Origin of the sequence: Bifidobacterium phasiani (assembly GCF_019331775.1) — a bacterium.
Taxonomy (GTDB): Bacteria; Actinomycetota; Actinomycetes; order Actinomycetales; family Bifidobacteriaceae; genus Bifidobacterium; species Bifidobacterium phasiani.
This window is the reverse complement of the sequence record NZ_JAHBBD010000001.1, coordinates 76,866-91,833: the sequence shown is the minus strand read 5'-3', so window position 1 is coordinate 91,833 and position 14,968 is coordinate 76,866. Positions and strand designations below refer to the sequence as shown.

At 69.2% G+C, this 14,968-nt stretch carries 9 protein-coding genes and 1 tRNA gene; 7 read left to right on the top strand and 3 right to left on the bottom strand.

All coding sequences use genetic code 11. The annotated features are described in order from the left end of the window. Positions 1 to 368 precede the first annotated feature (368 nt). The 5 genes from KIH73_RS00370 (at position 369) to glgX (ending at position 7,924) form a co-directional block, all read left to right on the top strand. Entirely contained in the window at positions 369 to 1,166 is a 798-nt protein-coding gene (locus tag KIH73_RS00370; protein WP_219079539.1) for an ANTAR domain-containing response regulator, read from the top strand. Further along, positions 1,156 to 4,017 carry a DNA polymerase I gene (polA, locus tag KIH73_RS00365; RefSeq protein ID WP_219079538.1) on the top strand — a complete coding sequence of 954 codons (2,862 nt, stop codon included), beginning with the start codon at positions 1,156 to 1,158 and terminating at the stop codon, positions 4,015 to 4,017. Before KIH73_RS00370 ends, polA begins: the two co-directional genes overlap by 11 nt. Positions 4,018 to 4,127: 110 nt before the next feature. Continuing rightward, complete coding sequence (locus KIH73_RS00360) at positions 4,128 to 5,015, top strand: Nif3-like dinuclear metal center hexameric protein (RefSeq protein WP_219079537.1); 888 nt, start codon at positions 4,128 to 4,130, stop codon at positions 5,013 to 5,015. 25 nt (positions 5,016 to 5,040) lie between these two features. Beyond that, positions 5,041 to 5,664 (top strand): NUDIX hydrolase, encoded by a 624-nt coding sequence (locus tag KIH73_RS00355; RefSeq protein WP_219079536.1) that lies wholly within the window; start codon positions 5,041 to 5,043, stop codon positions 5,662 to 5,664. Between the two features lie 118 nt (positions 5,665 to 5,782). Beyond that, positions 5,783 to 7,924 (top strand): glycogen debranching protein GlgX, encoded by a 2,142-nt coding sequence (glgX, locus tag KIH73_RS00350; protein ID WP_219079535.1) that lies wholly within the window; start codon positions 5,783 to 5,785, stop codon positions 7,922 to 7,924. A gap of 476 nt (positions 7,925 to 8,400) precedes the next feature. Here the strand turns inward: glgX and KIH73_RS00345 are convergent. Next, positions 8,401 to 8,474, bottom strand: a tRNA-Pro gene (locus KIH73_RS00345). Between the two features lie 375 nt (positions 8,475 to 8,849). Here KIH73_RS00345 and KIH73_RS00340 point away from each other — a divergent pair. Then, positions 8,850 to 10,007, top strand: a complete 1,158-nt coding sequence (locus KIH73_RS00340) for an ABC transporter permease (protein ID WP_219079534.1) — start codon at positions 8,850 to 8,852, stop codon at positions 10,005 to 10,007. Between the two features lie 95 nt (positions 10,008 to 10,102). After that, complete coding sequence (gene aroA / locus KIH73_RS00335; protein ID WP_219079533.1) at positions 10,103 to 11,539, top strand: 3-phosphoshikimate 1-carboxyvinyltransferase; 1,437 nt, start codon at positions 10,103 to 10,105, stop codon at positions 11,537 to 11,539. A 313-nt stretch (positions 11,540 to 11,852) separates the two neighbouring features. Here aroA and KIH73_RS00330 read toward each other — a convergent pair whose 3' ends face one another. Beyond that, on the bottom strand, positions 11,853 to 13,082 hold the full coding sequence (locus KIH73_RS00330; protein ID WP_219079532.1) for an acetate/propionate family kinase: 1,230 nt from the start codon (positions 13,080 to 13,082) through the stop codon (positions 11,853 to 11,855). 217 nt (positions 13,083 to 13,299) lie between these two features. Next, positions 13,300 to 14,967 carry a phosphate acetyltransferase gene (gene pta, locus KIH73_RS00325; RefSeq protein ID WP_219079531.1) on the bottom strand — a complete coding sequence of 556 codons (1,668 nt, stop codon included), beginning with the start codon at positions 14,965 to 14,967 and terminating at the stop codon, positions 13,300 to 13,302. Position 14,968 lies beyond the last annotated feature (1 nt).

Genomic DNA, 14,968 nt, shown 5'->3' with positions numbered 1-14,968 from the left:
CCGAACCCGGCGTCCGCCGGTTATGCCCGCCGAGAAAACGCGACCCCGCCGGCCGCAATCCGCCGCGGGAAACGGCGGGAAACGCCGAGACCCTGCCGAAAATCGGCGATAACCACGAGGAGCGGAATCCATCCCGTATCATTGATACGACATTCGGCCTGCCGGGCGCCGTCCGGCGGCCCGGCAGACGGCCCGGTCGGCGGGCCGGTTGCGGATGCAACGTCGCGGCGCCGCGCGCCACCGGGCGGGGGCCACGCTCCGCCGGGGAGGTACGGCGCTGTGAATATACTCGATAGTGATTCGAAACGCCGGCCCGAGGCGGGCGTTGCCCTGATTCACAGCAGGAACTGAAACGAAAAGAGGTTGACATGGCTGCGAAGAAGAAGTCCACGGAACCGGATGACGAGGCGAAGGGGGTTGTGCTGACGGACGAGGAGATCAAGGCCGCAGCCGAAGGCGACATCGACGCCGTGGCCGCGCCGTCCCACGAGCCCGCCTCCCCGCGCAAGCGCACCGTCGTGGTCGCGGAGGACGAGTCGGTGAACCGCATGGACCTGGTCGCCATGCTGGAGGACAACGGCTACGAGGTCGTCGGCGAGGCGGCCAACGGCGAGGAGGCCGTCGAGCTGACCCGCAAGCACCGCCCCGACGTGGTGTGCATGGACGTCAAGATGCCGCGCATGGACGGCATCGCCGCGGCCGGCGTCATCTGCGACGAGAACATCGCCCCGGTGGTGATGCTCACCGCGTTCTCGCAGCCCGACCTGGTCAAGCAGGCCACCGGCGCCGGCGCCATGGCGTACGTGACCAAGCCGTACGAGGAGTCGAAGCTGCTGCCCGCGCTCGAGGTCGCCATGGGCCGCTTCGCCGAGATCAACGACCTGCTCGACAACGTCGAGCGCAGCGAGAACAAGCTGCGCGAGACCGAGGAGCAGCTCAAGAAGACGGAGGAGCAGCTCAAGAAGACCGAGGAGACGCTGGAGGAGCGCAAGCTCGTCGACCGAGCCAAGGGCCTGCTGATGGACAAGGCCGACTTCTCCGAGCAGGGCGCCTTCCGCTGGATCCAGAAGACCTCGATGGACCAGCGCATCCCGAAGAAGCGCCTGGCCATGGCCATCATCGCCAAGTACGGCGACCCGAAGCCGGAAGTTGAGGATGAGCGCTAATCCCGATCTGATGGATGACGGCACCTACCGCGGAACGCTACTGGTCGTCGACGGCCATTCGCTGGCGTTCCGCGCTTTTTTTGCGTTGCCGGTCGAGAACTTCAGCACGTCCACGGGCCAGCCGACCAACGCGGTCTGGGGCTTCGCGACGATGCTCTCCCAGGTGATCGAGGCCGAGAAGCCCGACCATCTGGCCGTCGCCTTCGACGTCAAGGGCGGCACGTTCCGCAACGAGCTGCTCCCGCAGTACAAGGGCACCCGCGAGGCCGCCCCCGAGGAGCTGCTCAGCCAGCTGCCGCTGATCCAGGAGATGCTCGCGGCGCTGGGCGTCACCTACATCGAGAAGCCCGGCTATGAGGGCGACGACGTCATCGGCACGCTGGCGACGATGGGGGAGCGCGACGGCTACCGCGTCCTGGTGCTCTCCGGCGACCGCGACGCGTTCCAGCTGGTGGACGAGCACGTGACCGTGCTGTATCCGGGCCACCACTTCAAGGACCTCAAGCACATGACGCCGCAGGCCGTCGAAGAGAAGTACCACGTGACCCCCGCGCAGTACCCCGACCTGGCGGCGCTGCGCGGCGAGACGGCCGACAACATCCCCGGCGTGCCCGGCGTGGGCGACGGCTTCGCAGCGAAGTGGATCAACCAGTTCGGCGGCCTCGAGCAGATCGTCGAGCACGCCGACGAGATCGGCGGCAAGAAGGGCGAGGCGCTGCGCGAGAACCTCGACCAGGTCAGGCTCAACCGCAAGGTCAACGCGCTGGTGCGCGACATCGACCTGGGCCTGGGCGTGGACGACCTGACCTTCGGCGCCCTGGACGCCGACAAGGTCAACGCGCTGTTCACCAAGCTCGAGTTCGGCGCGCGCACGAAGAGCCGCGTGCTCAAGACCTTCAACGGCGGCGAACGCCCGCAGCTGAGCGACGCGGGCGCAGGGGAGACCGAGGAGACCAGGCAGGAGCTGGTCGTCCCGCAGGCCGAGCGCATCGGCGACGCCGAAGCCCTGGACGCCTGGGTCGCGGCGCATATGGGGGCCGTCCCGGTGAGCGACGGCGAACCCGAGTCCCGGCCCTGCGACCCGGTGGCGATCGACCACGGCCAGTGCAGCGCCCCCGCGGTGCGCGACGGCTGGGTGCTGCACGCCGAGGGCGTGGCGAAGCCCGGCCGGCCGGCGCTCGCCTCGCTGGCGGTGGTGGCCGACGGCCATGCGGCCGTGATGGTCCCGCCGTTCGACGAGGCCATGACCGCGTGCCTGCAGCGGCTGATCGACGGTCGCCACGCCTCGATGGTGGTGCACGGCTACAAGGAGCACCTTCACCTGCTCGGCTCGGTCGGGCTCGCCTCCGGCCTGCCGGCGTTCGACACCAAGCTCGCCGGCTACCTGGTGCACCCCGACTTCCACGCGGACACGCTGGAGCAGGCCGCCGCGCACTTCCTCGACCTGCACGTCGAGGAGGAGCAGGAGGCCACGCAGGGGCAGCTGGACCTCGGCGACGCGGTCCCCTCCGAGGAGCAGATGGCGGACTCGCGCATGGTCATGCACGCCGCGATCGTCCGCGCGCTGGCCGACACGCTGTCGCCGATGCTCGACCAGCGGCGGCAGTACGGCCTGCTGCGCGAGATCGAGCTGCCGACCTCGCGCATCCTGCAGGGCATGGAGCACGCCGGCGCCCGCGTCGACGACATGCGGCTGACCGCGATGCGCGACCAGTTCGCCGCCGACGCGCGCCAGGCCCAGGAGATCGCCTGGGAGCACGCCGGCACGCGCGTCAACCTGCAGAGCCCCAAGCAGCTGCAGAAGGTGCTGTTCGAAGACATGGGACTCAAGCCCACCAAGCGCACCAAGTCCGGCTCGTACACCACCAGCGCCGCAGCGCTGCAGGACCTGTACGTCAAGTCCGTGCACAACGAGCGGGCCAACGGGTTCCTGGGCGCGCTGCTGCGGCACCGCGAGACCAACAAGCTCAAGCAGATCGTGCAGACGCTCATCGACGCGACGAACCCGGACGACGGGCGCATCCACACCACGTACGAGCAGACCGTGGCCGCGACCGGCCGGCTGAGCTCGGTGGATCCGAACCTGCAGAACATCCCCAACCGCAACGCCGCCGGACGCGAGATCCGCTCGGCGTTCGTCCCCGGGGAGGGGTACGAGTCGCTGCTCAGCGCCGACTACTCGCAGGTCGAGCTGCGCATCATGGCGCACCTGTCCGGCGACGAGGCGCTGATCGAGGCGTTCCAGTCCGGCACCGACTTCCACAAGTACGTGGCGAGCCTGGTGTACCGGGTGCCGGTCGACGAGATCACCGCCGACCAGCGCGGCCACGTCAAGGCGATGAGCTACGGGCTGGCCTACGGGCTGAGCACGTACGGCCTGGCGCAGCAGCTGAAGATCAGCCCGGCCGCCGCCGACGTGCTCAAGGAGCAGTACTTCGCCACGTTCGGCAAGGTGCACGACTACCTGGAGTCGCTGGTCTCGCAGGCCCGCGTCAACGGCTACACCGAGACGATGTTCGGCCGGCGGCGCTACTTCCCGGCGCTGCGCTCACCGAACCGCGCGGCCCGCGAGGCCGCCGAGCGCGGCGCGCTCAACGCGCCTATCCAGGGGACAGCCGCCGACATCATGAAGATCGCGATGATCAAGGCCGACCACGCGCTGCGCGAGGCCGGCGTCGCCAGCCGGATCATCATGCAGATCCACGACGAACTCGTGGTGGAGATCGCGCCCGGCGAGGCCGAGACGGTGACCGCCGTCGTCAAGGACGCCATGGAGCACGCCGTCAGCCTGGCGGTGCCGCTCGACGTGTCGACCGGCATCGGCGCCGACTGGCAGCTGGCCGCCCACTGACCGGCGGCCGCCCCGGCGGGCGGGGACGGGACCGGGGTGCCGCGCGGCGACGGGTCGCGCGGCATCTCGGCATATGCACATCACGGGAAACCCAAGGAAACGGAGGAGCCATGGCCACGCTCAAGCAGGTCGTCGACGTCCTGGAGACGCTGTATCCGCTGCGGTACGCGGAGTCGTGGGACGCGCCCGGGCTGATCGTCGGCGACCTGACGGCGCAGGTCGGACGCATCGAATTCGCCGCCGACCCCACGATGCGGATCGTCGAGGACGCGATCGGCCGCGGCGCCGACCTGCTGATCTGCCACCACCCGCTGCTGTTCCGGGCCGTGCACGAGGTCTCGGGGCTCGGCGTGCACGGCGAGATCGTCCGCCGGCTCAGCGAGGCGCACTGCGCGCTGTGGGTGGGCCACACCAACGCCGACGCCTCGTACCGCGGCGTGGGCACGGCCGCGGCCGACCTGTTCGGCCTGGTCGACCAGCGGCCGCTGGTGCCGATCGACGACCCGCGGGCCGGGCATCCGGTCGGGCTGGGGCGCGTCGGCCGACTGCCCGAGCCGATGACCCTGGAGGCGTTCGCCCGCCGCGTCGTCGACGTGCTGCCGCGCACCGAGCTGGGCGTGCAGGTGTGCGGTCCGCTGGACGCGCAGGTCGGCACCGTCGCCGTGCTCCCCGGATCCGGCGACTCGCTGTTCGACGAGGTGCGCGCCGCCGGCGTCGACGTGTACGTGACCAGCGACCTGCGCCACCACCCGGCCACCGACGCGATCGAGCAGGCGCGGTACGAGGCCGCGATGCGCGCGCGGGGCGTCGCGCTGGGCGACGGCGACGCGCGGGTGCGGCCGATGCTCATCAACACGCCGCACAGCGCCATCGAATCGCTGTGGTTCCACTACGCGATCGACGACGTGCCCGACGCGGTCGAACGGGCCACCGGCGAGCGGCCGCAGGTGCACTGGAACCGCACGAACACCGACCCGTGGACGCTGTCGCTGCGCTGAGCGGCGGCGCGGCCGGAATGGAGGCATGATGCAGGAGGACGAGCTGCACGGCGACGTGGTCGACATGGACCGCCCGGTCACCGTGCTGGCGCGAGAGACGGTGTACCGAGGCGCGGTGTTCGCCGTCGAGGACATGCGCATCGAGCTGCCCGCCGCCGACGGCGGGGGCATCCCCGTGCGCCGGCAGGTGGTCCGGCACGCCCCGTGCGTGGTCATGCTCGTGCACGACACGGCCGCCGACCGCTATCTGATGGAGCGCGAGTACCGCGTCGGCTCGGACCGCTACGCCTATGGCATCCCCGCGGGGCTGATGGACCCGGGGGAGGACGTGCTGCAGGCGGCGCTGCGCGAACTGCGCGAGGAGACCGGCGTCGCGCCCGCCGACGAGGCGGCGATGCGCGTCGACATGGTCGGCGACTACTACTCGTCCGAGGGCATGTCCGACGAGCTGGCGCACATCATGGTGATCCACCTGGACCGGTGGCGGGCGGTGCCCCGGCATCTGGACCGCGACGAGCACGTCTGGTCGGCGTGGGTCGACTGGGAGGAGCTCAACGCGGTCGGCGTCACGGCGTCGAACTCGATCATCGCCATCCAGCACGAGGCGATGCGCCGGCTGCGCGAAGGGCTTGCCGCCGGGACTCGGTGACGGGGCGTCGGCGCGGGGCCGGCGTCGAGGACGCCCCGCGCCGACGCGGCCATGCGGGTTGTGTGGTCGTTCGCGTCATTGCCGTGTCATGACGGGGGTGGCGTGAGATACTGGAAGCATGCAGATCAGACCTGGTTCTATGTATCCTCTTGGAGCACGCTACGATGGGGCAGGCGTGAACTTCGCCATCTACTCTCAGGTTGCGGAAAAGGTCGAGCTGTGCCTGTTCGACGATCAGGACAACGAGACCCGCATCGAGATGACCGAGCAGAATTCGTACGTCTGGCACAACTACCTGCCGGGCATCCAGCCCGGGCAGCGCTACGGATACCGGGTGTACGGCCCGTACGACCCGAACCGCGGCATGCGGTGCAACCCGAACAAGCTGCTGCTCGACCCCTACGCCTACGCGATCGAGGGGCAGATCGACAGCGACGAAAGCCTGTTCTCCTACTGGTTCAAGAGTCCCGACGACAACCACGCGATGAACACGCTGGACTCGGCGGCGCACACGATGAAGTCCGTCGTCGTCAACCCGTACTTCGACTGGGGCGCCGACCGCCACCCGAACATCCCGTACCACGACTCGGTGATCTACGAGGCGCACGTGCGCGGCATGACCAACCTCAACCACGACGTGCCGCCCGACATCCGCGGCACGTACGCCGGCCTGGCCTACCCGTCGGTGATCGAATACCTGAAGAACCTCGGCGTGACCACCATCGAGCTGATGCCGATCCACCAGTACGTCAACGACACCTTCCTCCAGGAGAAGGGCCTGAGCAACTACTGGGGCTACAACACGATCGGCTTCTTCGCCCCGCACAACGCCTACTCGAGCTCCGGCGAGCGCGGTGAGCAGGTCAACGAGTTCAAGTCGATGGTCAAGGCGTACCACGCCGCCGGCATGGAGGTCATCCTCGACGTGGTGTACAACCACACCGCCGAGGGCAACGACCACGGTCCGACCCTGAGCTTCAAGGGCATCGACAACCAGGCGTACTACCGTCTGGTCGACGGCGACCCGCAGCACTACTTCGACACCACCGGCACCGGCAACTCGCTGCTCATGCGCTCGCCGCGCGCCCTGCAGGTCATCACCGACAGCCTGCGCTACTGGGTCACCGAGATGCACGTCGACGGCTTCCGCTTCGATCTGGCGGCCACGCTGGCCCGTCAGTTCCACGACGTCGACAAGCTCTCCGCGTTCTTCGACATCGTCGAGCAGGATCCGGTGATCTCCCGCGTCAAGCTCATCGCCGAGCCGTGGGACGTCGGCTCCGGCGGCTACCAGGTCGGCGGGTTCCCGTCGAGCTGGTCCGAATGGAACGGCCGCTACCGCGACTGCGTGCGCGACTTCTGGCGCTCGCAGCCGTCCACGCTGCCCGAGTTCGCCAGCCGGTTGATGGGCAGCTCCGACCTGTACCAGATGAACGGCCGCCGGCCGGTGGCGTCGGTGAACTTCATCACCGCGCACGACGGCTTCACGATGAACGACCTGGTCAGCTACAACGACAAGCACAACGAGGCCAACGGCGAGGGCAACCGCGACGGCGACAACGGCAACCGCTCGTGGAACTGCGGCGTCGAGGGGCCGACGACCATCAGGGACGTCAACGAGCTGCGCCAGCGCCAGATGCGCAACATGTTCTCCACGCTGCTCGTCAGCCAGGGCATCCCGATGATCTGCGGCGGCGACGAGGTCATGCGCACGCAGCAGGGCAACAACAACGCCTACTGCCAGGACAACGAGATCTCGTGGACGCACTGGGACCTCGACGAACCGCGGAAGCAGATGCTGGAGTTCGTCTCCAAGCTGATCCACCTGCGGCTGAACCACCCGGTGCTGCACCGGCGCCGGTTCTTCACCGGCAGGGCCCCGGGCGACGCCAGCGACAAGATCCCGCAGGCCGAATGGTTCGACCATACCGGTTCGATCATGGACATGGCCGACTGGCAGAACACCCACGCGTTCTCGGTGATGATCTTCCTGAACGGGGCCGACATCCCCGAGGTCGACTGGTACGGCAAGCAGATGGTCGACAACGATTTCATCCTGATCTTCAACGCGCACTACGAGCCCATCCAGTTCACGCTGCCCGACGAACGCTACGGCCGCAAGTGGAAGCTCATCGTCGACACGTTCAACCCGGATGGTCCCGAGCTCAACTACGAGGCCGGGTTCGCGATCACGGCGCAGTCGCGCAGCTTCCTGCTGCTGATGAGCGCCGACAAGCGCAAGGTCAGCGTCGAGGACTAGTCCGCATCCGCCGGCCTGCCCGTGGGGCCTGCCGTCCCGGTTCGCCGGGGCGTGCAGGCCCCACGCGTGTGTCAGGAGTGTTCGTGCGTCAGTGCGTCGCCGAGGCGACGTCCTCGGCCATCACCAAGCGCCGACGATGTTGCATTCCGTCGCCGGCCGGTCGAAGGCCGGTGCATCTGCGCTAGCTGTGGCGGTTTTCGGGCATTGCGGACATCGATCTGCGTTAGGTGAGGCGGCCGGCCGGCGTGGCCGCGAGTACGAACGGCGTCATTCCGGGCATGCTAGTGCGACTGAGGCGGCAAGCCTGCCTCAGCTAGGGCAAATGGATGTCCGCAGGTGCCCGAATCCGCTACACATAACGAAGATATGGCTCTGAATGGCCTCGCCGGTGGGCATCCGCCGGCGCATGTCAAGCGGAACAGCCGCCCAGAAACGACATATCCCTTGCGTACCATATCGGCTGCAAGGGATTACGGTCGGGCTGACAGGATTCGAACCTGCGACATCCTGCTCCCAAAGCAGGCGCGCTACCAAACTGCGCTACAGCCCGTTATGCCACGGCCCGCATATCCGAAAGCGGCTCCGGAACCGGCACAGTACGCCATTCTAACCCATGCCGTCCACCGCGGCGAGCAGCGCGGACGGTCGCGTGTCTTCGGCCCACCCGCTTGTGCAACCGGGTATGCAGGCGCGGACATCGGCGGCCCCGCAGGCGGAACTTCCCGATGCGGACAATTGCCCCGTAACTGGGGCACGCAGCGCGGACATCAGCGGGATCGTCGGCCCCGGCATCGTGCCGGTCGTCGGCCGACACGACGTGACGCCGCAGTGTCCGCATGCCCCCGACCCATGAACGTACGGGGTGCGGTCCGGCGATGCATGACTACAATGAAGGGGTTGTATACGGGAATCAAGGAGAGGCGACATGGGGCGACATCAACGTGCCGAAACCGCGGGCCTGGTATCGTTCCTGTTCTGCGCGCTGGTCGGCGGCGGCGCGATGAACCTGTACATGACGCTGGCCCCGGCGATCTGGCTGGTCAGTCTGCGCATGTTCACCGCGTGCTCGGCCATCGTGGCCGCATGCGCGGTGGTGTCGTTCTGCATCGGCTATGCGCGCGGCTCCAGCTCGTTCACGCTCAGACGCGGCTGGCTGGTGCCGGTGCGGCGCTCGCTGGAGATCCTGGCGCTGTCCGTGGTGTACGCGGCCACCGCGTTCCTCACCTCGTTCCTGATCCTCAACGTGGCGAACGGCATCATCGGCACGCAGATGTTCGTCGGCTACCTGGTCGGCGTGTGCGCCGGGATGTCCGGCGTGGTCGGCTATCTCACCTACGTGCAGTCGCAGGCCATGCGCGCGAAGACGCTGGCCGCCCTGCTGCCGTTCTTCGTGATCTCCGGCGTGGGCGGCGCCGGCATGACCACCGACGACCCCTACTGGTTCGTCAACAACTTCTCGCGGCTCGGCGACCGCACCACCTTCGCCGCCGGGATGTTCAACACCACGGTGATCCTGGCCGGTCTGTGCGTCATCGTCATCAGCTACTTCTCCGTGGCCGAGCTGATCACCACCTACCGCCAGCACGCCATGTGGAGCGGTGCGCGCGACGCCGGCAAGGACACCCACATGCGGCTGTTCCGCACGCGCCTGGCGTGCCTGTCCCTGCTGCTCGCCGCGTCCGGCGTCTGCTTCATCGGCATCGGGTCGTTCCGCCAGTCGCCGCACCCGATCGCCCACAACGCGTTCGCCTTCAGCCTGCCGTGCATCACCGGCGTGCTGATGCTCGCACTGCCGTGGCTGGCGCCGCTGTTCTCCAAGGCGACCTACGTGGTCTCCGACCTGATGGTGGTGATCGGCATCGTGTCGGTGAACCTGTGGCTGCGCGACGAGATCTCGATGACCAATCTCGAGCTGCTGCTGATCATGTTGTTCTTCGGCTGGTTCGTCGTCTTCTCCCGGCAGATCGCCGCGATCGAGGCCGACCGCATCCAGGAGCAGATCCTGCACATCCAGGCGGCCCTGCCCTCGCGCGGCGACGACGCCGAAGCGCCGCCGGAGTCGCGTCTCGCCATCGACAAGTAGGCAGCGGACGCCGCGCGCGGCGCATCATCGACCGGACCGCCCGCGATGCAAGTCGCGCCGTGTGCGCGCGGCGGCGAGCGGATACGATGGAACGCATGAACGCAACCATGCAAGCACACAATCCGTGGCGCGCGCCCCTCGCCGGGCGCCCGTTGGACGCCACCGTCGTCATCCCCGGCAGCAAGTCGCTGTCGAACCGCTACCTGATCCTCGCGGCGCTGGGCGGCCGGCCGGTCACGCTGGTCGGACTGCTGCGCTCCCGCGACACCGAGCTGATGATGGGGGCGCTGGAATCGTTCGGGGTCCGCTGCGAGCCCGACGCCGCGGAGCCGACGACCGTGCGCGTCGTCCCGCCCGCGGACGGCCGGTTCCGTGGCGGCACAGACGTGTACTGCGGCCTCGCCGGCACGGTGATGCGCTTCGTGCCCGGACTGGCGATGTTCGCCGACGGCCCCGTGCGCTTCGACGGCGACGCGCAGGCCTACGCCCGGCCGATGGGACCGGTGCTGGACGGGCTGGAGCAGCTGGGCGCCCGCATCGAGTACCACGGCGAACCGGGCCGCCTGCCGTTCACGATCACGCCGCCCGCGTCCGCCGCGCCGCCGGACGGCGGGACCGGGGCCGGGCCGGCGACGGTGTCGATCGACGCGTCCGGATCCTCGCAATTCATCTCCGGCCTGCTGCTGATCGGCTCCCGGCTGCCGGGCGGACTGCGGCTCGTCCACACCGGCGAGCGTCTGCCGAGCCTGCCGCACGTCCGCATGACCGTCGACGACCTGCGCCGCGCCGGCGTGCGCGCCGAGGCGGATGAGGCGGCCCGTCGCTGGAGCGTGCACCCCGGCGCGGTGCAGCTGCCGGACACCGTCGTGATCGAACCGGACCTGTCCAACGCGGCGCCGTTCCTCGGCGCGGCGATGATCGCGGGCGGCTCCGTCAGCGTGCCTCACTGGCCGCGGCGCACCACGCAGCCCGGCGGTCTGCTGCCCGGCATCCTGCAGCGCATGGGCGCGCGCATCACCTGGAACGCCATGGCCTGGGACGGCGACGGCCCGGCGGTCGGCACCGGCGACGCCGCCGGCGATGCGGCGACGGCCGCGAACGCCCCCGACGCCGGGACGCTGACGGTGACCGGCGACGGCGCCATCCACGGGCTTGGGCGGTTCGACCTGTCCGCGGCGGGGGAGATCGCCCCGAGCATCGCCGCGCTGGCCGCGCTGGCCGACTCGCCGACGCAGCTGGTGGGCATCGCCCATCTGCGCGGCCATGAGACGAACCGGCTGGCCGCGCTGGTCGCCGAGATCCGCCGCATCGGCGCGCAGGCGGACGAACTGGAGGACGGCATCGCCATTGCGCCGGCGCCGCGCGGGCGGCTGCACGGCGCGACGATGGAGACGTACGCGGACCACCGCATGGCCACGTTCGCGGCGATGATCGGCCTGGCCGTCCCCGACGTCGACGTGGTCGACGTGCAGACCACGAGCAAGACGATCCCCGACTTCGTCGGCATGTGGACGGCGATGCTGGGGGAGTAGCGCGTACCGGCCCGCTCGCATTCCGGACCGCATGTGCGCCGCAAGCCGGCCGTGCGGTCCGGGGCGTTCGCCGCGTGCCGACATGCGGCGCATGGCTCGCGGCGGGCGGTCGGGCGCAACGTCCCGCCGCGAACCGCGGATACCGTGGATGCCGCAGGTGCCGCGGATACCGCAGCATATGACAAAGGTTCCCGCGGCGGACCGCGCACCGATCGCCGAATCCGATGATCCGACGATGCGATGGCGCGGCCCGCCGCGGGAACCTCTATATCCGTCGTTGGCGACGGCCGGCGTTCACCGTGTCAGCGGTCGCTCACTTGGCGAACACGTTGCCGTAGGTGTCCTGGCCCTCCTCGGCGATGGCGGCGGACTTGCGGGCGATGGCCAGCTCCTCGTTCGTCGGGATGACGGCGATGACCACCGAGGAGTCCGGCGTGGAGATGACGCGCGGCTGCTTGGAGCGGGTGTTGTTCTTCTCCTCGTCGAGCTTGACGCCGAACGGGGCGAGCTTGTCGCACACCATCTTGCGCACGATCTCATCGTTCTCGCCGACGCCGGCGGTGAAGGTGATGACGTCCACGCCGCCCATCTGGGCGGTGTAGTTGCCGATGTAGCCGACGATGCGGTGCACGTAGATGTCGAGCGCGAGCTTGGCGTCCTCGTCGCCGGCCTCGACCAGCTTGTGCACCTCGCGCAGATCGCCGTGGCCGGTCATGCCCATCATGCCGGAGCGCTTGTTGAACAGCGCGTCGAGCTCGTCCACGTTCATGTGGGCGTTGCGGATCAGGTGGAAGACCACGGCCGGGTCGATGTCGCCGGTGCGGCCGCCCATGACCAGGCCCTCGAGCGGGGTCAGGCCCATCGAGGTCTCGACCGGCTTGCCGGAGACCTCGGCGGAGGCGGAGGCGCCGTTGCCGATGTGCAGCACGATCTGCTTGAGGCCCTCGGCCGGCTTGCCGATCACCTCGGGCACCACGGAGGAGATGTACTCGTGGCTGGTGCCGTGGGCGCCGTAGCGGCGGATGTGGTACTGCTCGGCGATCTCCTTGTTCAGCGCGTAGGTGCTGGCGGCCTTCGGCAGCTGGAAGAAGAACGAGGAGTCGAACACGAAGACCTGCGGGACGTCCGGCAGCAGCGCGCGCATGACCTCGGCGCCGGTGGCCTCCGGGCCGTTGTGCAGCGGGGCCAGGACGGCGAGGTCCTTGACCTGGTTGATGGTCTTGTCGGTGACCAGCGCCGGCTTCGGGAAGAGGGAACCGCCCTGGACGACGCGATGGCCGACGGCGACGATGCCGGCCTCGGCCAGGTTCGGGCCGTACTCGTCGAAGAAGCCGAGCACGCGCTTCAGACCCTGCTCGTGGTCGTGGATCGGCTCCTCGAGCTCGTGCTTCTCGCCGTTGTACTCGTGCTTGTAGTGGCCGTCGACCGGCTCGCCGATCTTCTCGACGAGACCCGAGGCGATGCCTTCGCCGGATTCGAGGTCGACCAGCTGATACTTGATCGAGCTGGAGCCGGAATTGATAACAAGGACGGTTTTCGCCATTGGGGCATCCTCCATTGTGTTCTGCATTGATCCCGATGAAGCGGGTTGCCAGTACCTAGATTACTCGCTGACGGCTACAAAAGCGGCAGCAAACGCGGAATCGGGGCCGGGCGACGCGAAGGGCCGCGGCGGGCGTCGAGCCGGATCGTGGTACGACGCCCGCCGCGGCCCTTCGCGCACGTCCCGGGACCGGGCGGGAGCGGCGGCCGTCAGCGCGTCACTGCGCCTCGATGGCGGTCAGCGCGACGGTGTTGATGATGTCCTGCACGAGCGCGCCGCGCGACAGGTCGTTGACCGGGCGGTTCAGGCCCTGCAGCACCGGGCCGACCGCGACCGCGCCGGACGAGCGCTGCACGGCCTTGTAGCCGATGTTGCCCGCGCACAGGTTCGGGAAGACGAACACGTTGACGTGGCCGGCCACGTCGTTGCCCTTGGCCTTGGTGGCGGCGACGGTGGGGGACCACGCGGCGTCGAACTGGATGGAGCCGACCACGGCGAGCTCCGGGGCCTTCTGGCGGACGATGGCGGTGGCCTCCTCGACCAGGTCGACGTCCGGGCCCTTGCCGGAGCCGAGCGTCGAGTACGACAGCATGCCGACCTTCGGGTCGATGCCGAACGACTTCGCGGTCTCGGCGGACTGGATGGCGATGTCGGCGAGCTGCTCGGCGTTCGGGTTGAGGTTGATCGCGCAGTCGGCGAACACGGCCACGTGGTCGCGGAAGCACATCAGGAACGCGCCGGAGACCAGCGAGGCGCCCGGCTTGGTCTTGATGACCTGCAGCGCGGGGCGCACGGTGTTGGCCGTCGAGTTCACCGAGCCGGAGACCAGGCCGTCGGCCCTGCCCAGCACGACCAGCATCGTGCCGAAGTAGCTCGGGTCGGCGAGCGTCTTGCGGGCCTGCTCCTCGGTCATGCCCTTCTTGGCGCGCAGCTCGCACAGCTTGGCGACCATCGGGGCGAGGACCTCCTCGTCGTCCATGGCCTGGAACGTCGCCTTGTCCAGCGAGCCGAGCCCGAGCTCGGCGCCGCGGGCGAGGATCGCGTCGCGGTCGCCGACGATGATCAGGTCGACGATGTCGCGCTCCAGCAGGTAGTCGGCGGCCTTGATGATGCGGTCCTCCTCGCCCTCGGGCAGCACGATCGTCTTGCGGTCGGCCTTCGCCTTGCCCAGCAGGCTGTGCTGGAACGCGTACGGGGTCACCGGGGCGTCGAACGGCGCGTCGAGCGCGTCGAGCACCTGCTCCGCGGGGACGTTGGCGTCGAAGGCCTCGGCGGCTGCGGCGGCGCCGGCCTCGTCGGCGAACTCGACGGCCGGGACCGTCCACACCGGCACGTCGCCGGCCAGGGCGTCCTTGACGGCGGCGGCCTTCTCGTCGTCGCAGCCGGTGACGAACACGCCGATCACCTTGGTGCAGGCGTCCGCGACGCTGACGGCGCAGGCCTCCACGGTCGCGCGGACCTCGTCCGGCGTGCGCTCGGCGGCGCACACGGCCAGGAAGACGGGGGAGGCGAGGTCGGCGGCGACGTCGGCGTTGAACGCGAACATGGCGGGATCGTTGACGGCGGAGCGGTCGGTGCCGACGATCACCATGGCTTCCGGGGCGATGGCCGCGACGGTCTCCTCGTAGGCGGCGACGATGTCGGCGCGGGAGCCGTCCTTGTCGGTGCGGGCGCGCTTCAGGCAGACGCCGACGGCCTGCTCGCGGGTCTCGTCGGCAGTGGCGGCGCCGAGCAGCACGTCGGTGAACGTCTCCTTCCTGCAGGCGGCCGGACGGAACACGCCGGTGCGCCTGAGCGAGGCGAGGGCGCGCACGACGCCGTAGGCGACGACGTTGCGGCCGTTGGCGGCTTCGGGGCTGATGATAGTGACGGTTGTAAGACTCACG